This window comes from Fenollaria sp. (assembly GCF_057222035.1).
Genome location: NZ_JBXXYC010000001.1, coordinates 217,258 through 241,163 on the forward strand (window position 1 = coordinate 217,258; position 23,906 = coordinate 241,163).

A 23,906-nucleotide genomic window follows, 5' to 3' on the forward strand; every position below is an offset into this window, starting at 1 on the left:
AAAATGTATTTTCAAGATTTAATGATGAATCTACTAAATTATTGGAAGGACAAAGGCTGCTTAGTAATGGAGCCTTATGACGTTGAAAAAGGCGCAGGAACGATGAATCCACACACATTCCTTAGGTCACTTGGACCTGAACCATGGAGAGTTGTTTATGTAGAGCCATCAAGAAGACCAGCAGATGCAAGATATGGTGAAAACCCAAACAGAGTTTATCAACACCATCAATTACAAGTAATTCTTAAGCCATCGCCATACGATGTGCAAGATTTGTATCTAGACAGCTTAAAAGCAATAGGTATAGACCCATTGAAACACGACATAAGATTCGTTGAAGACAACTGGGAATCACCTACACTTGGAGCGTGGGGACTAGGCTGGGAAGTTTGGCTTGACGGGATGGAAATAACTCAATTCACATATTTCCAACAAGTTGGTGGACTTAATCTAGATTTAGAATCCTCAGAATTAACTTATGGACTAGAAAGAATAGCTATGTATTTACAAGATGTTGACAATGTATATGATATTCAATGGAACGAAAACTTTACTTATGGAGACATATTCAAAAAGGCTGAGTACGAGCATTCTGTGTATAGTTTTGAAATTGCTGACAAAGATTTATTACAAGAAATGTTTGAAAGATATGAAGCTGAATGCAAAAGAATTATCGAGAAAGGACTTATACTTCCAGCGTATGACTATGTTCTTAAGTGCTCACACACATTTAACGTGCTTGACGCGCTTGGAGCAATATCTGTTTCACAAAGAGCAAATTATATACTTAAGGTCAGAAGCTTAGCTAAGCTGATAGCAAGTAAATATGTAGAGCAAAGGAAAGAGATGGGATTTCCTTTTACTAAGAAAGTAGGTTTTAACAATGACAAATAGATATTTATTAGAAGTAGGCATGGAAGAATTGCCTGCTAGCTACTCAAAATTAGCCATAGAACAATTTAAAAACGCTTTTGAAAAATTATTGAATGAAAACTCATATAAAGACTTTGAAGTTAATGTTTATACAACACCAAGACGAATTACAACTATAATTGACAATATAATTGAAAATGAAAGCATTGAAAAAGAAGAGATAAAGGGACCATCTAAAGCTATATGTTTTGACGAAGATGGCAATCCAAGCAAGGCGCTACAAGGATTTTTAAAATCAAAAGGTCTAAGCCTTGATGACATCTTTTATAAAGAATTAGGCGGAACAGAATATGTATTTGCATCTGTTGAGCACAAGAGTTTAAGCTTTACTGAGCTTATTGAAGCAAACGTAGAAAGCATTATCAGAAAGATAGTTTTCCCTAAATCAATGAAATGGGGCGGAAGAGATTTAAGATTTGCTAGACCAATCAGATGGATAGTCTCACTTTATAATGATAAAGTTGTTAAATTTAATTTAGAAGATATCAGAGTATCAAATTTAACAAATGGCCATAGATTCTTATCAAGGAAAGACATTGAAATACCAGATGCTCATGATTATATGAAGATAATGGAAGATAGCTTTGTTATTGTTGATAACAACGAAAGAAAGGCTAGAATAAGACTAGAATCAGAAAGACTAGCAAAATCAGTTGGTGGATCAATACAAAATGATGAGGCGATCATTGATCAAGTTAATAATCTAGTTGAGTATCCTACACCACTACTTGGAACAATTAAGGATCAATATCTAGAGCTTCCAGACGAAGTAGTTATCACACCAATGAAAGATCACTTAAGATATTTCCCAGTAGTTGACTCGAAGAACAGACTTATGAATCATTTCATTACAGTTAGAAACGGTGATGATAAATATATAGACATAGTTAGAAAGGGCAATGAAAAAGTTCTTGCTGCTAGACTTGAAGATGCTAAATTTTTCTTCAATGAAGATAGAAAGAAAAATATTGAAGACTATGTTGAAGATTTAAAAACAATAGTATTCCAAGATAAATTAGGAACACTTTATGATAAGACTATAAGAAATATGAAACTTTCTGAAAAGATTTGTAATGACTTAAACGTAGGAGAAGAAACTCTTGAAACTACTAAGAGAGCTGCATATCTTTCTAAAGCAGACCTTGCTACAAAGCTAGTAGTTGAATTTACTGAATTACAAGGCGTTATGGGTAAGATTTACGCAAAATTATCAGGCGAGCCAGTAGGCGTTCAAGAAGCAATCTATGAACATTATTTACCAAGATTTGCTCAAGACTCGCTACCAACAACAACTGCAGGTGTTGTACTTGCAATGGCTGATAAACTTGATACTATATCAGGATTATTCTCAATTGGCACTAAGCCAAGCGGATCACAAGACCCATTTGGTATAAGAAGAGCTACTTTGGGTATTATTAATATAGTATTAGAAAAATCTTTGGATATATCTATTGATTCACTAGTTGAAGAAACATTATATAACTATGTTAATGTTAATGAGCTTAAATTTGACTACGATGAAGTTAAAAAGAGCGTTCTAGATTATATGGAAACAAGATTTATAGGTATATTACAAGATAATAATTATGATATAAATTTAATAAAAGCAGTTATGAATAAAAATAAAGATTTAAATTTATTAAATATAAAACAAAGTCTTGCTAAACTTGATAGCATTAAAGATAGCAATGAATTTGTTGATGCGGTAGCTGCATTTAGAAGAATATATCAAATATCTAAAGGTAAAGAATTCGAAAAAGTTGACCCTAATCAAGATATCATGGAAGAAAGCGAAAAAGAATTATTTAATTTATATTCAGATTTAAAGGCTAAAAATATTAATTTAACCGAGATAGATATAGTTGAAGCAATTAAGGTGCTTGCAAGATTTAAGTCTAGCATAGATAAGTTCCTTGACTCAACTATGGTCTTAGTTGACAACAAACTTATAAAAAACAACAGACTTTCATTGATATCACTAGTTCTTAATGAATTTAACTCTGTATTAGATTTTAAAGAAATAGAGGAGATTTAATTGAACAATATAACTATATTTGTAATTTCAGACTCTATAGGCGAAACAGCTGGTAAGATTGCAAGATCATGTATTAAGCAATTTTCTCCAGATGCTTACGAGATTAAGAGATTCCCTTATGTCGATAGCAAAGACAAGATATTTAATGTTTTTGAAAAGGCAAAACTTGTTCCTTCAGTAGTTATTTTTACTACTGTACTTGAAGAGCACGCCCAATATATTGAAGCTTTAGGAAAAAAGTACAATATACCTACAGTTAATGTAATGAGTAAAGTTTTGGAATCTATTGAATCAGTATTGCATCAAGCGCCTATTAGAGAAGCAGGACTAATCAGAAGACTCGATCAAGAGTATTTTGACAAAGTTTCTGCCATAGAATTTGCAGTTAAATATGATGACGGCAAGGACCCAAGAGGTATAATCTTAGCGGATGTAGTTTTGCTAGGCATATCTAGAACGTCTAAAACACCGCTTTCTATGTATTTAGCAAATAAAAATTACAAAGTAGCCAATGTTCCGCTACTTCCTGAGATAGAACCGAGCGAATTTTTATATGATAAGGACAAAAGAAGAATTTTCGGTTTAATAGCTTCTGATAGAAAGATTAATGAAATTAGAATCGAGAGAATGAAGTCCTTAGGAATCGAAGACATAGGAAACTATGCTTGTACAGACAGAATTAATGAAGAGCTTAGATATTCTAAGGAAATCATGGGCAAGCTTGGCTGCCAAGTTATTGACGTTACAAATAAAGCTATAGAAGAAACAGCTTCTATCATTATTGATAGCTTAACTAGGGACTTTGGTGAGATTGATGATTAATTATAGAGAAAATTACGAGGCTTTTCAAAATTCTTATCTTTCTGAATATGCTTGTAAGTGTTCAGACACAAAGGGAAGAAAAATTAAAGAAGAAAAGTGCAATATTAGAACTGATTTTCAAAGAGACAGAGACAGAATACTTCACTCAAAAGCATTTAGAAGACTTAAGCATAAAACACAAGTATTCTTGGCGCCACAAGGAGATCACTTTAGAACAAGACTTACTCATACGCTAGAAGTTAGCCAAATTGCTAGAACCATAGCGAGAGCTTTAAGACTAAACGAAGACCTTGTTGAAGCCATTTCTTTAGGCCACGACTTAGGCCATACACCCTTTGGTCATGCTGGCGAGAGCGCCCTTAATGAAAGATGTAAGGAATTTGGAGGATTCAAGCACTATGAGCAAAGCTTAAGAGTAATTGATGTGCTTGAGAAGAGAAATGGTAAGTTTGGACTAAATCTTTGTGAAGAAGTAAGAGATGGTATACTTAATCACAGCGGTCAAAATGAAGCTTTTACACTTGAAGGAAAATTGGTTAAATTTGCAGACAGAATCGCTTATATCAATCATGATATAGATGATGCTATCAGAGCAGGAATACTAGCGGAAAAAGATATACCAAAAGATTTAATAGAAATTTTAGGCGATTCGCACTCGAAAAGAATAAATACACTTATTACAGATATACTAAAGGAAAGCTACGGACAAAATCATATTGCCATGTCTAAGGAGATAGGTGAGGCGATGGAAGCCTTAAGAGCTTTTATGTTCAAAGAGGTTTATTTCAGCCCGCTTACTACTAAAGAGCATAATAAAGCAAAAAATTTAATATCAATGCTATATGATTACTACGAAGAGCATCCTGATAAATTACCTGACAATATTAAAGAGATACAAGCAAGCGTAAATCAACAAATTTGTGACTACATCGCAGGAATGTCTGATATATACGCAATTAATGAGTTTAATAAGATATATGTGCCACAAACTTGGAAGAGAGAGGTTATAAAATGAAAGTAATTAATGCAGCGGTCATTGATAAAATTAAAGAATTTAATAACATAGAAGATGTAATCGGAGAAAATATTAAACTTGAGAAAAAAGGTGCATCTTATACTGGCTTGTGTCCATTTCACAAGGAAAAGACTCCTTCTTTCCATGTTAATAGCAAGGACGGCTACTACAAATGTTTTGGCTGCGGAGAAGCTGGGGACGTTATTACTTTCATAGAAAAGTACAAAAATTTTTCTTTTCAAGAAGCAGTTGAATATCTTGCAGATAGAGCAAATATAACTCTTCAAGAAGCTTCAGTTAAAAAAAAACTGAAAATGATCTCATAGAGAAATTTTATGATATTAATAAAACAGCGCTTGATTTCTTTCAAAATCAAATACTTAAGTCAAAAATTGCTATTGACTATTTGATGAAGAGAAAATTAAATAAAGATACTGTTTTAAAATATCAACTAGGCTATGCACCAAACGAGTGGACAGCACTTAAAGATTATTTATTAAGCAAAGGATATAATGAAGAATTTATTATAAGATCTGGCCTTGCTAAGAGAAAAGAAGGTAGTGACAGCTCTTATGACACTTTTAGAAATAGACTAGTATTTCCTATAGTTGATTCACATAACCATGTTCTTGGCTTTAGTGCGAGAAGCCTTGATAATAGTATGCCTAAATATTTAAACACAAGCGAAAATATTGTGTTTAAGAAGAGAGAATTATTATTTGGATATAATATATATAAAAAAGAAGCGGATAGAGACAAGATATTATTAGTTGAAGGAAATATCGATGTAATGAGTCTTTATCAAGCTGGTGTTAATTATGCTGTAGCTAATCTTGGTACAGCCTTTACCATTAACCAAGCTAATCTACTTAAGAGAAATGCAAAAAAGATTTACATTTGCTACGATGGTGATAAAGCAGGCAAGAATGCGACTCACAAGGCGATAGAGATACTTAGATCCATAGACGCAAAGTCAAATGTGGTCACATTACCAGAGGGCCTTGATCCAGATGATTTTATTAAAAAATATGGCCTTGCAGGATTTACGGCAAAATTAAATGAAGCAAAAAATTCAGTAGAGTATGAAGTTTCTGAGCTTATGGAGCTTTATGATGTCAACGACCCAGAAAGTCTTCTTCAGCTTATAAATGAAATTTCAAATCTATTGTCAAAGATAAGTGATAAGATCGAAAGAGAGATTTACATAGACTATATTTCAAGAGTCTACTCTATAGATAAAAGTCTTTTGACAAATCAAGTCTCAAAAACAAAATACGTTAACAAGTATAAAGAGAAATATACTGTACCAGAGGTACCAAAAATTAAAAAATTAGATATAGAAATTATCGATGAGAATCTTTTGATATATGCGTTAGCAGATATTAAATATTTTAAATATATAAATAAGGAAATTTCTATAGATAATTATAGTAAAGTGTTTAAAATTAATATGCCACTACTAAAGTCCAAATACGAGGGCGATGCCGATATAGAGCTTGATTACTTTGATATAGCTGATAAAGAAAATGCGCTTTTGGAGATTGATAGTATTAGAAAGAAATCTGAAGAATCTACTTATACTAATCTCAAAGAATTATTAGAAAAAAGAGAAAAGCTAAAATCAAAGAACTATGTAAGCGATTTATTGAGCCAAATTAGTGATGGCAAAGGTGATGCCATGGAGCTTTTAAAATTAATAAAAAAGCACCGTGATAATGAATGATGAAGGGAAGTGTTCTTATGAAAAAAGCGAAGAATACTAAGGCAAATAAAATTCAAGAAGAAAATCTAAATGATGAGGCAATAAAGATTATTGATGACAACGTGAGTGAAGAAAAAAGGCAGGCAATGTATGACCTTCTTAATGAAGGAAGACAAAAGGGATTTGTCAACTACAAAGATATTGAAGATGGCCTTGATAAATTCGATGTAACAGAGGATGAGGTAATATCTTTCTATGATGCATTGGATGCGGCTCAAGTAAGTATTATTGATTCAAAAGAAAATGAGGACGAAGACATTCTTATAGATGAAGATTTTGATATAGATGAAGAAGATGATGATGAAAATATTGATTTAGACGAGATAAGATCTTTTGAAGAAGAATTAAGCAAAGAAGAAAAACTTGAGGCAATTAAAGAAAAAGGCAAAAATAAAGTCATCATAACTGATGATCCAGTAAGGACATACCTTAAAGAGATAGGCCGTATACCATTACTTACATTTGAAGAGGAAGTAGATCTTGCTAAGAGGATTGAAGAAGGCGATGAAAGAGCCAAAGATCAATTGGCAGAAGCAAATCTTAGACTAGTGGTAAGTATTGCTAAGAGATATGTTGGTAGAGGCATGCAATTTTTGGATTTAATTCAAGAAGGAAACATGGGTTTAATCAAGGCAGTTGATAAATTCGAGCATAAAAAAGGCTTTAAGTTTAGTACTTATGCTACTTGGTGGATTAGACAAGCAATAACAAGAGCCATAGCTGACCAAGCAAGAACAATTAGAATACCTGTTCACATGGTAGAGACTATAAATAAACTTGTTAGAGCACAAAGACAATTGGTTCAAGAACTTGGTAGAGATCCACTTCCAGAAGAAGTTGCTGAACTTATGAACATGGATGTAGAAAAGGTAAGAGAAGTTCAAAAGATTGCTCAAGAGCCAGTTTCGCTTGAAACACCTATTGGTGAAGAAGAAGATTCTCACTTAGGCGATTTTATCCCAGACGAAGAAATACTTTCGCCATCGGACGCGGCGACAAACACTATGCTTAGAGAGCAATTAATCACAGTTTTAGATACTCTTACGGATAGAGAAAGAAAAGTATTAGCTTTAAGATTTGGCCTTGACGATGGCAGAACAAGAACACTTGAAGAAGTTGGTCAAGCCTTTGATGTCACAAGAGAAAGAATTAGACAGATTGAAGCTAAGGCACTAAGAAAGCTAAAACATCCAAGTAGATCTAAAAAACTTAGAGACTTCCTTGAACTATAATGAATTATTCATATAGATTAATTGAGATTGCAAAATCAGTTAAAAAAGGCTCGTCACTAGTGGATGTTGGCTGTGATCACGGCTACATTGCTAAGATGCTTTTAGACTCAAATACAATTGATAAAGTTATAGAGAGCGATATTAGTGAAAAATCACTAGAGAAGGCTCAGATGCTTTTATCAGGAGAAAAGTATAAAGACAAAGTTAAATTCATTGTAAGCGATGGACTAGCTAATATTGATACAAGTGAGTACGACACTCTTTTAATCGCTGGCATGGGTGAAGAAACTATAATATCTATACTTAATACAAGCATTGAAAAAGTAAGATTATTTAGTAATATCATTTTGCAAGCTATGGGCGAAGGCTCAAATATTAGAAAATATTTTAAAGAAAATGGCTTTTTTATAGAAAAGGAGCGTCTTTTTATAGAAAAAGATAAGTACTATAGGCTCTATGAGATAAGTAACAAGGAAACCAATATTATAGACTATAAGTTTCCTGTAAACTTTGATGTTAATGACGTTCATTTTTTAAAAGTTTATTATGACAATGAAGTCAAAAACATTAAGAATATTTTAAAAAATATTAATAAAGATAAAAACTTAATAAAATATAATGAACTAAACGAAGAATTAAATAAAATTATACAATACATGGAGAAGATTGATGAAAAAAGATAAAATTATTCATACAATAGAGCGCATCTTCCCAAAGGAGCACGCAGAGCCTTGGGATAATTCAGGATTGATTATAGATGCCGACAAAGAAGATATTAATAAAATTTATTTAAGCGTTGATCTCTTATATGATAATATTAATGAACTGGATGATGTGGATATGGTCATAACGCATCATCCTTTAATTTTTAAGGGCATAAAAGAGATTGACATGAGCGCTAGCTCTAAGCTTATTAAAAAGATGGTTAAGAATGACATAGTTTATTATAGTGCTCACACTTCTTTTGATATACAAAGAGTAGGCTTTTATAAATTTTATGAAAATCAATTAAATATGAAAAATACAGAATTTGCCATAAAAGTAGATGATAATTTAGGTTATGGGATAAGAGGAGAAATTAGCGATTTATCTTTAAAAGAATTAGCAGAAAAAATAAAAAATATTAATAAGGCAAAGTATATACAAGTTTATAAGAATAACGATAAAAATACTAAAATAATGATTTTAAATGGTAGCGGCAAAGATTTTTTAGACAATGTTCTTGAGTCTATGCCAGATACACTTGTTACATCAGATTTAGGCTATCATGATGTACAGGCACTAAGAAATGCAAAGATCAATCTAATCATGCAAGATCACAATAGCAGCGAATCTGCTTTTGTAAACATTATGGAAGATATTCTTAAAAAGAATTTTAAAGACATTGAAATAATTAAAAATTTCTCATCATTTACTGACAATATTGAAATTTTATAGAAATATTATAGAATTTTTATAATTTTTGTAGTATAATTAAATTTGTAATGAGTAAACCAGATGGTTGCGTGCTTAGGCATGAGGAAAGTCCGTGCTCCACAGAGCAGAATGCTGGATAACGTCCAGTGAAGGCGACTTCAAGGATAGTGCAACAGAAATAAACCGCCATTATTGGTAAGGGTGGAAAGGCAGTGTAAGAGACTACCTACTTTTAGGCGACTAAAGGTGACATGTAAACCCCATTCGGAGCAAAACAAACAAGGGTCAAAGGTTATTGCTCGTAACCTCCTGTAAGGTAAGTTGCTTGATTTTAGTGGTAACACTAAAACTAGATAGATAACCATCTAATACAGAACACGGCTTATAGGTTTACTCATTTACATAAATTTTTCAGCAAGGGAGCTATTAAATGAAAACAAAAACAAACACTATTACAAAAGCGGCGATAATCGCCACACTTTACACAATACTAATACTTTTACAAACAGTATTACCATTTCAACAATTGACATTTGGACCAATACAATTAAGATTAGCCGAAGGACTTACAGTTCTTCCTCTAATGGAGGCTGCAGCTGTACCTGGACTTTTCGTAGGATGCTTAATTTCTAACATATTTTTATCATTTATGTCAGGTTATGGCATGATAGATATTATATGCGGAAGCTTAGTAACATTACTTGCAGCTTATTTAACAAGAAAATCAAAATCTAAATACTTAGCAATGCTACCACCTATTATATTAAATGGATTTTTAGTATCAATCTGGGTATCATATTTCTCAAATATACCATATTTCACTACAGTTTTAGGAATCATGGGCGGAGAAGCAATAAGTGTTGCAGTATTTGGATCATTAATTTATTATATTTACGATAAAAGAATTAAAAAGGTGATTTAATGAAAAAAAGAAGAATAATTACAATAACTATACTAGTACTTATACTTATTGCGATTATATGGAAGATAAACTCATGTGTATCTTGGATGTATAAGCCTTATGACCCTAATGACGACACTGAATATACTATAGAGATACCAGAAGGCAGCGGTGCATCCTATGTGGCAAAAGAGCTTTATGATAAAAAAATAATTAGAAATGGAACTGCTTTTAAAGATGTGCTTAAGGACAATGACCTTGAAAAGCACATAAAGAGCGGTACTTTTAAAGTGAAAAAATCTATGACTTTGCTAGAAATTGCGAATATTATCGCTGGTGAAGGAGAAGCTCCAAAGGGCGAAACTATCAAGGTAACTATACCAGAAGGTTTTGAACTTACTCGTATTGCACAAAGACTTGAGGAAAAAGGATTAGTCTCTAGTGAAGAATTTTTAAATGAATGCAAAAATGTTGATAAATATAAAGAAAAGTATGAATTTTTATCAAATATAAATAATGATACCCTAGAAGGATTTTTATTTCCAGCAACTTATGATATTGCTATGGGATCAAGCAGTGAAGAAATCATCACTATGATGCTTAATGCTTTTAATAATATTTATAGCAAGATTAGTTCTGAAGTTGATGATTTAAATAAGCTAATCACTTTAGCTTCAATTGTAGAGAGAGAAGCTAAACTTGAAGAAGAAAGACCTATCATAGCAAAAGTGTTTTTAAATAGAATTGATAAAAATATTAGGCTTCAATCATGCGCTACAATTCAATACGCGCTTGGCGAGAGAAAGCCAAAGCTTTCAAATGAAGACTTAAAGATTGACTCACCATACAACACATATACACACGATGGCCTCCCTCCTGCACCTATATGCAATCCTGGCGAAGCATCGATTGTTGCAAGTCTTCATCCAGCTGATGTTGACTACTTATACTTCGTAGTTAAACCTGGCTCAGACGGCGCACATAATTTTTCTTCTGATTATAATAAGTTCTTAAATGATAAAAAGGACTACAAGAGCAACAATGATTAGCAGATTTATAGATGAGGATGTTTTTAAATATATAGAAAATTTTTCCTCTGAAAGAGAGAATTTTAAAGAGCTTCTTGATTATGCTGAAACTAATAGAGTGCCTATTGTTTCACAAGATGTGGCAAGATTTATAGAGCTTTTGCTTAAAATTATTAATCCTAAAAATATTTTAGAGATAGGTTCAGCTATAGGCTATTCATCTTTAATTATGTCCAAAGCATCAGATGCTAATATATTAACCATAGAAAAAGATGAGGAAACTTTTAAGGTATTAAAAGAAAATCTTAAGAAATATGATACGGATAATAAAATAAAAGCTATCAATGATGATGCTATAAACGCATTGAAATCTATGGATAAAGAAGAAAAATTTGATTTTTGCTTTATTGATGCGAATAAATCACAATATGAAGAGTATTTAAACTTAGTATATGATTTAACAAGAGACAATGCTCTCATTCTTATAGATAATATTTTATTTAGAGGCTTTGTGGCAAAAGATGAAGACAATAAAAGATATAGAACTATAATAAAGAATTTAAAAAAATTTATAGAAGATGTTAAAAGCGATAAAAGATTCACAGCAAGTTTACTTACTGTTCATGATGGTTTATTGCTTTTAAGGAAGGAGTAAGATGAAAAAAGTAGAATTACTAGCACCAGCAGGTGATTTAGAAAAGTTTAAAACTGCTATACAATATGGAGCTGATGCTGTTTACTTAGCTGGAGACAAGCTAGGTTTAAGAACTGCTTCTAAAAATTTTAGTTTAGATGATATAAAAGAAGCAACTAAAATTGCTCATGATTTAGATAAAAAAGTTTATTTAACACTTAATGTTATATCACACAACAAAGATCTTGAAGGTGTAGATGAGTATATACAAAGTTTAGACGAGGCAGGTGTAGACGCTTTTATAGTCTCAGACCCAGGTATTTTTCAAAAAGTTAAAACACTTGCACCAAGTAAAGAAATTCATATAAGTACTCAAGCAAATATTACAAATACTGCTACAGTTGAGTTTTGGAAGAGTCTTGGGGCTGATAGAGTTATACTTGCTAGAGAATTAAGTTTAGAGGAAATAAAAGAAATAAAGGACGAAGTAAAAGATAGCATCATGATTGAGGCCTTTGTTCATGGAGCGATGTGCATGAGTTACTCAGGCAGATGCCTTTTATCAAACTTCATGACAGGTAGAAGCGCTAACATGGGCGACTGCGCTCATCCATGCAGATATAAATATTATCTTATGGAAGAGACAAGACCTGGAGAGTACTATCCTATAACAGAAGATGAGAAAGGTTCATACATCATGAACTCAAAGGATCTTTGCATGATTAACTACATTCCAGAGCTAGTCGAAGCTGGGGTTGATTCATTCAAAATCGAGGGTAGAGTAAAGTCTGAATACTATGTTGCTACAGTTATTAATCAATATAGAAGGGCTATAGATGACTACTATGAAGATATTGAAAAATATAAATTCAATAGAGATAATAACATTTATTTAGAAGAGATAATGAAGGTTAGTCATAGAGACTTTACTACAGCATTCTTCTTTGGAGATGTTAAGGAAGCGTCACTAACTTATGACAACTCTTCATATATTAGGCTGTATGACTTCATTGCAAGAGTTTTAGACTACGATGAAGATAAAAAGTTTATGAAGGTTCAAGAGAGAAATAAATTCTCCATCGGAGACGAAGTAGAGATATTTGGACCAAAATTTTATGATAAATTTACCATAAATAAAATTTATGACGAGAACATGAATGAGGTTGACAACATAAACACACCTATGAAGGAAGCTTATATACCGTATGATAAAAAAGTCGAATATAATTATATGATTAGAAGGAAGGCAAATGAATAAATTATCTTCTTTATATGACGATAAAGGCATACTAGAGATACAAAGTAGTAAAGCTGAAGAATTTATTAAAAATACAATTGATTACGCCATTAATAACAGAGCTAGCGATATACACTTTGAACCTTATGATAAGTATATATTGATTAGACTTAGAATTGATGGCGAACTTGTGTTTTTTAAAAAGATTAATAAAAATGCTTATCAAAACATTGTCAATATAATCAAAATTAAGTCTGAGTGTGATACTGCGATTAAATTTGCGCCACAAGACGGAAGATTTAGCCATGGCGATGTTGATCTAAGAGTTTCCTTTATCGATGCTATATATGGAGAGATAATTTGTATTAGAATTCTAAACAATAAAGAGATGTTTACTATTGACAATATAGGTTTGTCAGAGAAAGCAAAAGAATTATTCAATAAGATTGTTAAATATAAATATCAAATGACTATAATAACTGGACCAACTGGTTCGGGTAAAAACTCAACTATGTATACTATGCTTAATAACTTAGATAAAAAGCGTCTAAGTATTGTTAGCGTTGAGGACCCTGTTGAGTATAGAGTTAATGATATAGATCAAATTGAAATACATGATTATAAAGATATAACATTTGCAAACACACTTAGGGCCATACTTAGACAGGACCCTGATGTCATAGCCATTGGCGAAATAAGAGACGAAGAATCTGCACAGATAGCTGTAAGAGCTTCTCTAACTGGTCACAAAATAATTACGACTCTTCATAGTATGAGCCCTGTAACAAGCATTAACAGACTATTAGAGATGGATGTAGAGGCTTCGTATTTATTTACCTCATTAAACGCTATAATAAATCAAAGACTTGTTAAACGATTAAAGTCATCGTACGAAGACATAGATTTTGATGATGATAATGACAAATACTTTGGAAGAATAGCTGTTTTTGAAATAATGCTTATCAATGACAAGATACGCGACCTGTTATTGAAGAATAATACAAAGCTAAGCAGTGAAATTTATAACGAGATGAAAAAGCTTTCTGATTATGTAAGCTTTGAAGACTCGATAAATTATTTACTTGAACATAAGTTTATTGATGAAAAGACTTATGAAGAGTTCAAAGAAGGCGACATTAATGAAATTTGAGATAATCTTTGAAAATAATAAAACTGAAAGCATTAGTGCAAAAAATATTTATGAAGCTTTTCAAAAATCTAAAGAAAAAGACATAGATTTTATGGATGTGAAGTACTTTAGACCAGCAAAGATTTATAGAATCCTCAAGATAAATAGCGTTAGCAAAAAACATATAGCAAATTTTTTCAGGATAATTGCTTTCAATCTTAAAATAAATAACAATTTACCTCAAATTTTAGCGCAAATGCATCAAAACTCATCAGCACTTAGCGATCCACTTAAAAATTATTATCCGTTAATAAAGGAGCTTATTGAACACGGCTTTACTTTGTCGGATATTCTAGCAAAGCTTGATATACTCGATAATTTGTCATTATTAAGTTTAAGAATAGCTGAAAAATCTGAGTATATAAAGTCAAGCAAAAACTCAAAAGACCTCTCAGAGCAAATTCTTGAGATAAGTGAAAATCTTTATGAACAAGAAGAGTATAAAAATACTATAAACAATATCATGATAAAACCAAAATTTTTAATGGCGGCTTTACTCGCTTTTATTATCATGATTATAGTATTTTTAGTACCACAATTTTCATATCTATTTGATAATGATATGAATTTGATGCCAGATAGTCTAAAACTATTACTTATTGTAAGTAATTCTATCAAATATAATTACATATATTATATACTTGGCATTATCATATTATTTATTGTCTTTGTAATACTCAATAAAAATGATGGCTATTTATATATAAAGCAAAGATATTTACTAGAATCGAAAAATGGCCTGTACAAGACGAGGATAAACTACAGAATTTTATATTACATGCTTAGTATGCTTAGATCAGGTAGTAAAATAAATGAAATTTTTGATTTCTTTTCAAAAAATTTTGATCTTATATATCTAAGGAAAGAATTTGAAAGAATGACTAAGATGTTAAACGAAGGAGAGACGCTTCATAATGTGCTTGATTCAAGCCATATTTTCTTAGATGATGTAAAGACAATACTCATAACTGGTTATGAATCAGAAAATCTAGCTGAAATCATCGAAAATGTCTTGTCACTTTACAAGAGAGATTTAAAGAGAAGACTTGATAAATTTGTAAACTCAATTGAGCCAATAATGACCATAATCATGGGTCTAGTTATAATGCTAATACTTCTAATGGTATTTAAGCCTATGTATGACTCAATGACAAGTATTATATCGTAGAGGGAGGAAGTTCTTATGAAAAAGTGTAAAATGAAAAAAGGATTTACTTTTGTTGAGATTATCATCTCTATAGCTATAGTTGCCATACTTATAGCGGTTGCAATACCGGCTTACAAAGCGATTAAAACGAGTGCTGAAAGAACTGCGCATAACGCAAACGTTGATCAAGTAAGTTCAGTTGCTTTATTATACTTTACTGATTTTCCTAAAGAAGATAAGGTTACATCGGATCAATTATTTAGCGAAGGTTATTTAAAGAGCAAAGTTACAGTTCCTTCATCAATACCTGCAGGAGACCATAATACTGAAAGAATCTATACTGTAACTCAAAATAAGCAAGGCGTTATAACAGTTAGCCCAGATAAAGTTGAAGCTAAGAATACAACTACTGAATAAGATATATCAATGCTTCTAGCCTTATATACAATTCTAATAATTATACTTTTATATATTTCTTATAAAGATATAAAAGAAGCTCAGTACAAAAATTTTTATTTTTATTTTTTAATAATTATAGTTTCAGCTATTGCTATATTAAGTAAAGTGTCATATTTAAAGATAGGCCTAATATACCTAGCTTTATTTCTTTCGCATATTTTTAAGGATAAGTATATAGACTATATTGGTGATGGGGACGTTGATCTATATATTTTGCTTTTTATGATATTTTCATTTCAAAAGTATTTAATTTTAATAATAATTTCTACCATAAGTGCAATAATTGTAAATCTTATTAAAAATTATATCAATAAGAAAAACGATAGAGCAGTTAGACTTGTTCCATATATAAGTTTTGCGTTTTTAATTATTATGCTCTTTGATTTATTTAAGGAGAAGATTCTATGAAAAATATTATGTATATTGATTCATCGTATATTTTACTTAATAATACTAAAATTAAAATTGCAGAAAAAATTAATTATGATGATACTGATAAAAAAGCTAGCCTTAAGTATTTGTTTAAAAAATTTAAAGACAATAAATATTTGAACAAGGACACATCTTTATTAAAAATCAATGATTATGATGAAGATTTATCTGAATATATTAGCAGCTTAAATAAAATCGATTTATTAGCATTAAATTTGAAAGATTATAAAATTTCGAAAATCATCACAGATGAGGCTCTTTACAAGTATGATGAGATAAGTGCTTCTTACGAAAGAACAAGTTTTGATATTAATTTATATAATTTAGATAGGGAGCAGCTTGAGAATTATTTATTCAATCAAGCAAAAAATACAGATGGCAAGGCCCTTGTACTTTTAAAGACAAAAAAATTAGAAGAATCAGAAAATCTTGTATATCTTAGAGATTTATTTGAATTAATCAGCCCAAAATATACGAGCAAGTTTAATTCATCTTTAATTATAAATATTGCGCTAGACATCACTATTCTAGCTTTAATTTTATTGTTAATTTTGAGGTTTATTAGATGAGAAAGTACATAAATAAAGGCATAATTATAACATTGCTGATAATAGCAAATTTATTTTTACCTATAAATAAAGAAAAGCCTAATTATAAGAAAAGTAAGATTAAGAAGAGATTTACTCTTGCTAGCGAAAAGAACGAATCACATCTTAAAAGAGCTAAAAAAATAAATATTGCAAAGCATGACGATACGCTAAATAATATAAGCAAAAATGAAATAATTAATAAGGTCTTAATGTCTACAAGCACTAACTTTATTCCAAACTATCAAGATTATGACGAAGATCCTTTTGATTTAATGGATGAGAGTAGCATATTTACTGATGATATAGATGAAAATGATTCTGAGGCTATAGTACTAGATACAGGTAAGGAAAATTCATTAAAAGATAAGTGGTCATACACCAATGCTAGTCTTTATTATGAAGATGAAAAGAATATTATTTATTATAATAATGACGGTTCTAATATAATTTTAAGTCCTAAAGGCTCATCTGTTATAAATAAAGAATATGTTAAAATTGATTTTAATGGCTGCAGTGATGCAAAATTAAAAGTTATTAAGGATGGGCAAATAAAAGAAATAAACTTGAGCGGCGCATCAGATTTTAAATATTTTTATATTGGAGATGATCTTAAGGGTTCAAGCATTGTATCAATTGAATTTATTAGCACTGCTAAGAAAGCCTTTTATCTATCGATAGGTGATATTAATTATGTATAAAAAAGGGTTTACATACATCGATACAGTTATTTCTATATGCGTAGCAGCTGTAGTCATATCGATGTTTATACTCGCTTATTCACATTTTACAAACTATAGTGAACGAGCTGAGATGAAAAGTATTGTTCAAATCATTAAAAAATCAAGACTTAGTGCAATAATGCAATCGTCAGAAATTGATCTAAGTTTGGACGATGACAAAATAATTATTTTGGACACAAATGATATTAAAAAAGAATATAAGCTGAAGCACCTTAAATTTAAGACTAAAGAACATTTTGTTTTTACAAGCGAAGGCGGAACAAAGAGTTTTATGGATAAATACTATGTAATTGTATTGTCTAATAAATCTAAGAAGCAATATAAGATTGTGCTTGCTGCAGTTGGAGGACAGGTTAGATATGAAGAAATATAAAAAAGCGCTTACAATGTTAGATATTGTGGTTTCCTTTGCTATACTTTCTTGCTTCATACTTTTTCTGTCTATTTTTTTGAAAAATTTTATGGGGCTAGAAGCAGACAATAAAAAACTTAGACAAGCTGATAATTTTGCAAGTAATGCTATGGAGATACTTAGATCAGATGAAAGTAACGATGTCTACGCTATAAGTGAGAAGATAAAAACAAATTTAGGCGAAGAAACTAAATTTAATCTTGTTAAAGAGGCATACGCAGGCAGCTTATATACATTTACTTTATACATTAATGATAAAGAAGGAAATACTTATGAAGAATATCAGATTATCAAATAAAAAAGCTGAGTCATTAATCGAGCTAGTGATGGCACTATTTCTTTTATCACTAGTGCTTTTTGAGGCAAGTTCACTTTTAAAAAATTTTACAAGTTTTTCTCAAAGATATGAAAAAAATCTTGAGAGCGAAGATGATATCAATCTATTCTTTTCATTTATGGAAAATGATTTTACTTTATATAGCAGGGTAAGTGTAAAGAGTGACTCAATACATTTTGAAAATAAAGATAAAAGCAAATTAAAGTCTTGTGATTATTATTTAAGCGATTCTAGAGTAAAAAGAATTGCAGGCGGTCAATTAACAGGTATAACATATTTTTTAAATGATGTTAAAGATCTTTCATTTGAGTATAAGAAAGACGATGGAATTATCATTATGAATATAAAGCTCAATGAAAAAGAGTACAAAAAGATATTTAGCACTAATGACGTAGAGGTGATAGAATGAAGAAGGGCAGCGCAAGTTTAGTAGTTTTGTCTATAATGTTTCTAATTACAGCTCTTTTAATTTATCTTTTTGAATACGTCAGTATTGAAAGAATGATGTATGTCAATAGAATAAATATGAAGCAATTTGAATACAATAGCGAATCGCTAGAAAATATAATTACTAAAGATATAGAGGCAACTTATTTAAACGGCGGTGACATCAATGAGATTGCTGCTAAAGATTACCAAGTATTTGAAGGACAAAAAGTAAAAATATATTATAATGGCATAGCAAAAAAGAACGCAATAAAAATACATTATGCTGAGCTTATGAATAACGATAAGGAAAGAACAAAAGATACAGAATTTTCGCTTTTAAATAGAATATTTTTAAAAGACAAGATTGGAAGTAAAGAGAAAGAAGATTTTTTAAATTTAATTAAAGAAAATCAAGTTCAAGAATTTACTATAGAAGAGATAAATAATTATTTCTTAGATGCAAATGATGTCGAAAAGACCTTTGATTTTGGCAATGCCATAGTCAAAATTAATAAAAATGCTAGTATGAATGATATTAAGGCAAATATTAATGGCTCTGGAATATTAATTATAGATGGCGATATTACTATTCATGGTGAAATTGATTTTTCTGGTTTAATTATCATAGATGGTGAGTTAAAGATTGAAGGATCAAGCGATATATATGGAACTGTTATTGATATTAAAAACAAATCAAAAATAAATTACACAAAATCACTTCACACAATGTATGCAATGTGTAAAAATTACAAAGGAATAATTAAATTAAGTAAGTCGAACTATTAATGCTTCGACTTTTTTATATAAAAATATTAATATTATTAAAAAAATACTTGTTAAATTACAAAATTACTGATATAATAGACTTAGATTATTATATAGGAGGAAATATATGTTATCAGCAAGTGATTTTAGAAATGGCGCCACATTCGAATGGGATGGAGACGTTTATCAAGTTTTGGAATTCCAACATGTAAAGCCAGGAAAAGGAGCAGCTTTTGTTAGAGCAACTATCAGAAGCGTTCTTAGTGGTGCTACAAAGGAACTTACATTTAACCCAACTGAAAAATTTAACGACGCACAATTGGAAACAAAGGAAATGCAATATCTTTACAATGATGATGCACTTTACTATTTTATGGACAATGAAACATATGAGCAACTTCCACTAAACAAGGACGAAGTTAGTGAAGCAATTCAATTCTTAAGAGAAAATGATACAGCAGTTATCAGATTCTACAAGGGAAAAGCATTTTCAGTTCAAGCACCAAACTTTGTTGAACTAGAAGTTACTCAAACAGAACCTGGTGTTAAAGGCAACACTACTACTGGAGCAACTAAACCAGCTACTGTAGAAACAGGCTTTACATTAAATGTACCACTATTTGTTAATATTGGTGATAGAATTAAAATTGACACAAGAAGTGGAGAATATTTATCAAGAGTTTAAGGAGGTAGAAAAATGTACGAACTATCAAAGAGAGTTTCTTATTTAAAGGGACTTGCAGAAGGCTTAGGCTTGAATGAAGAAAGCAAAGAAGAAAAGATTTTAAGTGAGATCATTGACATACTAGATGAGATGGCTGAAACAGTTTGCGACAACGAAGTTGCAATTGAAGACCTAGAAGACTACATCTTCGAAGTTGATGAAGATCTTTCATACTTAGAAGATGATGTATATGGCGATGATTACGAAGATTATGATGATGAAGATGACTACGATTTCGATGATGATTATGACTTCGATTATGATGACAATGATTATTTCGAATATCCAGATGAAGATGAGGAGGAAGACTCTAAGTAGAGTAAGATATGGAAAATAACAATATTGGAAAGATTAATATTTCTGATGATGTTATAGCAACTATAGCTAGCAAGGCAACTTGCGAAGTTGAACATGTTTGCTCATTATCAGCAGGTATTGGATCGAACATTACTGATTTATTAGGAGTAAAAAATTTTAATAAACCAATTAAAATTGAAAGCAGTGAAGAAGGATGCATAATTGACATATATGTTGACATCGAATACGGCTCAAAGATTGACAAGGTTGGATATGATATTCAATCAAGTGTAAAAACAGCTGTTGAAGAGATGACTGACATACATGTAATACAAGTTAACGTTTATGTAAAAGGCGTTAAAGAAGCACCAAAGGCTAATAAATAATTTGATTAAACTCCAGTAATTGCGCTGGAGTTTTTTTAAAGACTAAGTGAGGGATAATATGTCATACGACAAGACAAGATTAAACTTAATGAATTCAATATATCAGCTTGATCTTAATAAATACAGCTCGGTTAATGATTTAGATGGATTTTTTGAAACGCTTGAGATAAGTGATGAGAATAAAATCAAATTAGCAAAGAGAGTAGAAAGCTTTATTGATAATAAAGAAAAAATCGATACAGAGTTAAAGAGCGTTCTAAAAGATGCTAAGCTTGAAAGACTATCATACATTGACAGAAGCTTATTAAGGCTTGCCATCTTTGAAATTATTATAGAACAAGATATTGCTTATCAAATTATTATTAACGATATAGTTGAAATAGCTAAAAATTTCTCAGACGATAACTCATATAAATTTATAAATGCAATTTTAGGCGACTACGTAAGGAATTATTATAATGAATAAATTCACTGTAACTGGCCTTAACGACTACATAAAGGACGTTTTAGCAAATGATTTTCTTTTGCATGAGATATATGTCGAAGGGGAAGTAGCTGATTATAAGAAAAATAATTCGGGACACTTATATTTTTTGATTAAAGATGAGAGCTCTAAGATTAAGTGCGCTTTCTATTATTATAAAAATGAAGAAGAGATTACGCTTGAAAATGGCATGAAGGTCTTTATCAAGGGAAAGATTTCGACTTACGACCAAAACAGCACTTATCAGATCAATGTTGACTACGTGGAAGAGATTGGCATAGGTAAACTTAAAAGAGAGTTTAGAAAAACGCTTGAAAAGCTTGAAAAGGAAGGCCTATTTGACGAAGAGCATAAAAAAGAAATACCAAAGTATCCAAGAAGGCTTGGTCTCATCGCTTCATCAACTAGTGCTGGCTTTAGAGATATAGTAAAAGTGCTTAGACGAAGGACCAATATGATTGACATAATTCTATATGACTCCTTCGTTCAAGGGGACATGGCTGTATCTAATATAAATAGCGGACTGGATTACTTCAACCAAAAGAATGATGTAGATCTCATTCTTATTGCAAGAGGAGGCGGCAGTTACGAAGAGCTAGCAGTTTTTAACGATGAGAGCATGGCAAGAAAGATATTCGCATCAAAAATTCCTGTCATGACAGCTGTTGGCCACCAGATAGATAGTTTTATAGCAGACCTTGTCGCAGATAAAAGATGCGCAACACCATCAGAAGCAGCTGAAATTATATCAAAGTACTACTATGAACTACCAGATTTACTACATCAAAGCATAATACAGATAAGTTTTTTAATGAATCACTATATTTCAAGTGAAGAAAGCAATTTAAAAAACAAAAGAGATTTGATTAATAGCTTGAATACCAAGACTCTAATAGACAATTTTTATTCAAAGACAAATAATCTTATGATATTAATTAAAAAAGAGATGGATAAATACATTTATTCAAAAGAGAAAAAAGTTGATATGCTTGCTTCAAGGCTAATTTATTCATCAGTTAGCAAAAGGATAGATGAAGCGAATAACACTGTTGAGAAGAGAATTGTCAACATAAATCAAGCTATGAATAACAAGCTAAGCGCAATGACAGAGGATTTACAAAAGTTTAAGCTAAGGCTTACAATTAACGATATTTATAAGACTTTAAGAAGAGGTTATTTTTTAGTAAGTGATTTAGATAATAAAACCATAAAAGATGCTAATGATATAAAAGTAGGTTCGGATATATTTATTAAGTCGTACAATAGCAGTATTAAAGCTCATGTGTTGGAGGTAAATAATGACATTAAATTATGAAAAAACATTAGATAACTTAGATGATATTCTTGAAAAACTACAAAGTCAAGAACTAAGTTTAGATGAAAGCATAGATGAATTTGAAAAAGCAGTTAAACTTTATAAAGAATTGAATAAAAAATTAAGCGAAGCTAAGATGAAGATCAAAAAGATTGAGATAGACGACTTAAATCTATCAAAAGAGATTGATTATGACGTTGAAGACAATGACTTTGAGACTATAGACTCGTTCAAAGACTTTGGCGAAGCACACGACGACGATTTGGACTACGACGATGATGAATATTAATACATTCAAAGAAGCTTTTGACAAGAAGCTTCCTATAGAGCTAAAGCCTTATCTTAATGACGACGTCATCTCAGAGGCCATAGAATATGCTTCATACGATGCAGGCAAGAGGCTTAGGCCATTTATTCTATATAGCCTTGGAAGAGAGCTAGAACTTGATAAGAAACTAATAAACGCCTTTGCAGTAGCACTTGAGCTAATACACAATTATTCCTTAGTTCATGATGATTTGCCAGCCATGGATAACGATGAGTATAGGCGCGGTAAATTTACAGTTCATAAGAAATATGGCGAAGCAAACGCAATTTTGTGTGGTGATGCACTTTTGAACTTGTCAATGGAGTATTTAGCTCACAAGCTTAGAGACAATGATAATAAAAATATATTAAAAGCAATGAGCTACATGTATAGGTCATCAGGCGTTAAAGGCATGATACTTGGCCAGTCAGAAGACATTCGCATGGAAAGTGGCGATATAGGCGAATATACTTACGATGATTATAAAACGATGATACTTAATAAGACAGGAAGACTTTTTAATATAGCTTTTCTTGTTCCATGCATATTAGCTGATAAGGATGAAGATACAATGAAAAATGTTTTAATCTTTTCACGTTTATTCGCAATGAGCTTTCAAATAAAAGATGATTTAGACGACTTGAAAGAAAATAAAGAGATAGATGGAAATAATATACTTAAGTTTCATTCACTTGAAGAGGCAAAAGAGATACTTGAAGAGAATCTTAAGAAGATGAAGGCACTTCAAGCAAAGCTTAATTATGAAACAACAAAGTACTCATTAGAATTAATTAAATAATATATATCTAAAGACATAATGATTTTAAATTACTATGTCTTTTTTTATGATCTAAGTTGATTATTAATCAGTATGTGAT

At 31.0% G+C, this 23,906-nt stretch carries 30 protein-coding genes and 1 other RNA gene; all 31 read left to right on the plus strand.

Annotated elements, in window-relative coordinates; genetic code table 11:
* Positions 1-3 precede the first annotated feature (3 nt).
* The 31 genes from glyQ to AC2UOP_RS01295 all read left to right on the plus strand — a co-directional run bounded on the left by glyQ (position 4) and on the right by AC2UOP_RS01295 (position 23,827).
* On the plus strand, positions 4-894 hold the full coding sequence (glyQ, locus tag AC2UOP_RS01145) for a glycine--tRNA ligase subunit alpha (RefSeq protein WP_484832348.1): 891 nt from the start codon (positions 4-6) through the stop codon (positions 892-894).
* The gene (gene glyS / locus AC2UOP_RS01150; RefSeq protein WP_484832349.1) at positions 884-2,968 is read left to right on the plus strand and encodes a glycine--tRNA ligase subunit beta; all 2,085 of its coding nucleotides are present in this window, start codon (positions 884-886) and stop codon (positions 2,966-2,968) included. The genes glyQ and glyS overlap by 11 nt, the downstream gene beginning before the upstream one ends.
* The gene (locus AC2UOP_RS01155; protein WP_484832350.1) at positions 2,969-3,790 is read left to right on the plus strand and encodes a pyruvate, water dikinase regulatory protein; all 822 of its coding nucleotides are present in this window, start codon (positions 2,969-2,971) and stop codon (positions 3,788-3,790) included.
* Positions 3,786-4,805 (plus strand): deoxyguanosinetriphosphate triphosphohydrolase, encoded by a 1,020-nt coding sequence (locus tag AC2UOP_RS01160; protein WP_484832568.1) that lies wholly within the window; start codon positions 3,786-3,788, stop codon positions 4,803-4,805. The genes AC2UOP_RS01155 and AC2UOP_RS01160 overlap by 5 nt, the downstream gene beginning before the upstream one ends.
* Positions 4,802-5,131: a CHC2 zinc finger domain-containing protein gene (locus tag AC2UOP_RS01165; RefSeq protein WP_484832351.1), complete on the plus strand. Its 330-nt coding sequence runs from the start codon at positions 4,802-4,804 to the stop codon at positions 5,129-5,131. Before AC2UOP_RS01160 ends, AC2UOP_RS01165 begins: the two co-directional genes overlap by 4 nt.
* A gap of 14 nt (positions 5,132-5,145) precedes the next feature.
* Positions 5,146-6,528: a DNA primase gene (gene dnaG / locus AC2UOP_RS01170; RefSeq protein WP_484832569.1), complete on the plus strand. Its 1,383-nt coding sequence runs from the start codon at positions 5,146-5,148 to the stop codon at positions 6,526-6,528.
* Between the two features lie 17 nt (positions 6,529-6,545).
* Positions 6,546-7,799, plus strand: coding sequence for an RNA polymerase sigma factor RpoD (gene rpoD / locus AC2UOP_RS01175; protein WP_484832352.1), 1,254 nt, complete (start codon positions 6,546-6,548; stop codon positions 7,797-7,799).
* Positions 7,799-8,482 (plus strand): class I SAM-dependent methyltransferase, encoded by a 684-nt coding sequence (locus AC2UOP_RS01180; RefSeq protein ID WP_484832353.1) that lies wholly within the window; start codon positions 7,799-7,801, stop codon positions 8,480-8,482. The genes rpoD and AC2UOP_RS01180 overlap by 1 nt, the downstream gene beginning before the upstream one ends.
* A complete protein-coding gene (locus AC2UOP_RS01185) occupies positions 8,469-9,236 on the plus strand; it encodes a Nif3-like dinuclear metal center hexameric protein (RefSeq protein ID WP_484832354.1) in 768 nt (255 codons plus the stop codon). Before AC2UOP_RS01180 ends, AC2UOP_RS01185 begins: the two co-directional genes overlap by 14 nt.
* A 48-nt stretch (positions 9,237-9,284) precedes the next feature.
* Positions 9,285-9,616: RNase P RNA component class A (gene rnpB, locus AC2UOP_RS01190), an RNA gene on the plus strand.
* A 29-nt stretch (positions 9,617-9,645) separates the two neighbouring features.
* Complete coding sequence (locus AC2UOP_RS01195; protein ID WP_019214781.1) at positions 9,646-10,137, plus strand: QueT transporter family protein; 492 nt, start codon at positions 9,646-9,648, stop codon at positions 10,135-10,137.
* The gene (gene mltG, locus AC2UOP_RS01200; protein WP_480021064.1) at positions 10,137-11,165 is read left to right on the plus strand and encodes an endolytic transglycosylase MltG; all 1,029 of its coding nucleotides are present in this window, start codon (positions 10,137-10,139) and stop codon (positions 11,163-11,165) included. The genes AC2UOP_RS01195 and mltG overlap by 1 nt, the downstream gene beginning before the upstream one ends.
* Complete coding sequence (locus AC2UOP_RS01205) at positions 11,158-11,799, plus strand: O-methyltransferase (RefSeq protein ID WP_484832355.1); 642 nt, start codon at positions 11,158-11,160, stop codon at positions 11,797-11,799. Before mltG ends, AC2UOP_RS01205 begins: the two co-directional genes overlap by 8 nt.
* Before the next feature lies 1 nt (position 11,800).
* Entirely contained in the window at positions 11,801-13,036 is a 1,236-nt protein-coding gene (locus AC2UOP_RS01210; protein WP_070598780.1) for a peptidase U32 family protein, read from the plus strand.
* Positions 13,029-14,165, plus strand: coding sequence for a GspE/PulE family protein (locus AC2UOP_RS01215; RefSeq protein WP_480019368.1), 1,137 nt, complete (start codon positions 13,029-13,031; stop codon positions 14,163-14,165). The genes AC2UOP_RS01210 and AC2UOP_RS01215 overlap by 8 nt, the downstream gene beginning before the upstream one ends.
* Positions 14,155-15,372, plus strand: a complete 1,218-nt coding sequence (locus tag AC2UOP_RS01220) for a type II secretion system F family protein (RefSeq protein ID WP_480019369.1) — start codon at positions 14,155-14,157, stop codon at positions 15,370-15,372. Before AC2UOP_RS01215 ends, AC2UOP_RS01220 begins: the two co-directional genes overlap by 11 nt.
* 15 nt (positions 15,373-15,387) lie before the next feature.
* Entirely contained in the window at positions 15,388-15,768 is a 381-nt protein-coding gene (locus AC2UOP_RS01225) for a prepilin-type N-terminal cleavage/methylation domain-containing protein (RefSeq protein ID WP_480019370.1), read from the plus strand.
* Between the two features lie 264 nt (positions 15,769-16,032).
* Positions 16,033-16,218: a hypothetical protein gene (locus AC2UOP_RS01230; RefSeq protein WP_484832356.1), complete on the plus strand. Its 186-nt coding sequence runs from the start codon at positions 16,033-16,035 to the stop codon at positions 16,216-16,218.
* Complete coding sequence (locus AC2UOP_RS01235; protein ID WP_480019371.1) at positions 16,215-16,811, plus strand: hypothetical protein; 597 nt, start codon at positions 16,215-16,217, stop codon at positions 16,809-16,811. The genes AC2UOP_RS01230 and AC2UOP_RS01235 overlap by 4 nt, the downstream gene beginning before the upstream one ends.
* On the plus strand, positions 16,808-17,530 hold the full coding sequence (locus tag AC2UOP_RS01240; RefSeq protein WP_484832357.1) for a hypothetical protein: 723 nt from the start codon (positions 16,808-16,810) through the stop codon (positions 17,528-17,530). The genes AC2UOP_RS01235 and AC2UOP_RS01240 overlap by 4 nt, the downstream gene beginning before the upstream one ends.
* Positions 17,523-17,945 (plus strand): hypothetical protein, encoded by a 423-nt coding sequence (locus tag AC2UOP_RS01245; protein WP_484832358.1) that lies wholly within the window; start codon positions 17,523-17,525, stop codon positions 17,943-17,945. The genes AC2UOP_RS01240 and AC2UOP_RS01245 overlap by 8 nt, the downstream gene beginning before the upstream one ends.
* Positions 17,932-18,282, plus strand: coding sequence for a hypothetical protein (locus AC2UOP_RS01250; protein WP_484832359.1), 351 nt, complete (start codon positions 17,932-17,934; stop codon positions 18,280-18,282). Before AC2UOP_RS01245 ends, AC2UOP_RS01250 begins: the two co-directional genes overlap by 14 nt.
* A complete protein-coding gene (locus tag AC2UOP_RS01255; protein ID WP_106017867.1) occupies positions 18,257-18,730 on the plus strand; it encodes a hypothetical protein in 474 nt (157 codons plus the stop codon). Before AC2UOP_RS01250 ends, AC2UOP_RS01255 begins: the two co-directional genes overlap by 26 nt.
* A complete protein-coding gene (locus AC2UOP_RS01260; protein WP_484832360.1) occupies positions 18,727-19,536 on the plus strand; it encodes a hypothetical protein in 810 nt (269 codons plus the stop codon). The genes AC2UOP_RS01255 and AC2UOP_RS01260 overlap by 4 nt, the downstream gene beginning before the upstream one ends.
* 106 nt (positions 19,537-19,642) lie before the next feature.
* The gene (efp, locus tag AC2UOP_RS01265; RefSeq protein ID WP_019213476.1) at positions 19,643-20,200 is read left to right on the plus strand and encodes an elongation factor P; all 558 of its coding nucleotides are present in this window, start codon (positions 19,643-19,645) and stop codon (positions 20,198-20,200) included.
* 12 nt (positions 20,201-20,212) lie between these two features.
* On the plus strand, positions 20,213-20,557 hold the full coding sequence (locus tag AC2UOP_RS01270) for a CD1247 N-terminal domain-containing protein (RefSeq protein WP_019213477.1): 345 nt from the start codon (positions 20,213-20,215) through the stop codon (positions 20,555-20,557).
* Between the two features lie 8 nt (positions 20,558-20,565).
* A complete protein-coding gene (locus AC2UOP_RS01275; RefSeq protein WP_019213478.1) occupies positions 20,566-20,922 on the plus strand; it encodes an Asp23/Gls24 family envelope stress response protein in 357 nt (118 codons plus the stop codon).
* A 58-nt stretch (positions 20,923-20,980) separates the two neighbouring features.
* Complete coding sequence (gene nusB / locus AC2UOP_RS01280; protein WP_019213479.1) at positions 20,981-21,388, plus strand: transcription antitermination factor NusB; 408 nt, start codon at positions 20,981-20,983, stop codon at positions 21,386-21,388.
* On the plus strand, positions 21,381-22,721 hold the full coding sequence (gene xseA, locus AC2UOP_RS01285; RefSeq protein ID WP_484832361.1) for an exodeoxyribonuclease VII large subunit: 1,341 nt from the start codon (positions 21,381-21,383) through the stop codon (positions 22,719-22,721). Before nusB ends, xseA begins: the two co-directional genes overlap by 8 nt.
* A complete protein-coding gene (gene xseB / locus AC2UOP_RS01290; RefSeq protein WP_249243126.1) occupies positions 22,705-23,010 on the plus strand; it encodes an exodeoxyribonuclease VII small subunit in 306 nt (101 codons plus the stop codon). The genes xseA and xseB overlap by 17 nt, the downstream gene beginning before the upstream one ends.
* Positions 22,997-23,827, plus strand: a complete 831-nt coding sequence (locus AC2UOP_RS01295; protein WP_484832362.1) for a polyprenyl synthetase family protein — start codon at positions 22,997-22,999, stop codon at positions 23,825-23,827. Before xseB ends, AC2UOP_RS01295 begins: the two co-directional genes overlap by 14 nt.
* The last annotated feature ends 79 nt before the right edge of the window (positions 23,828-23,906 follow it).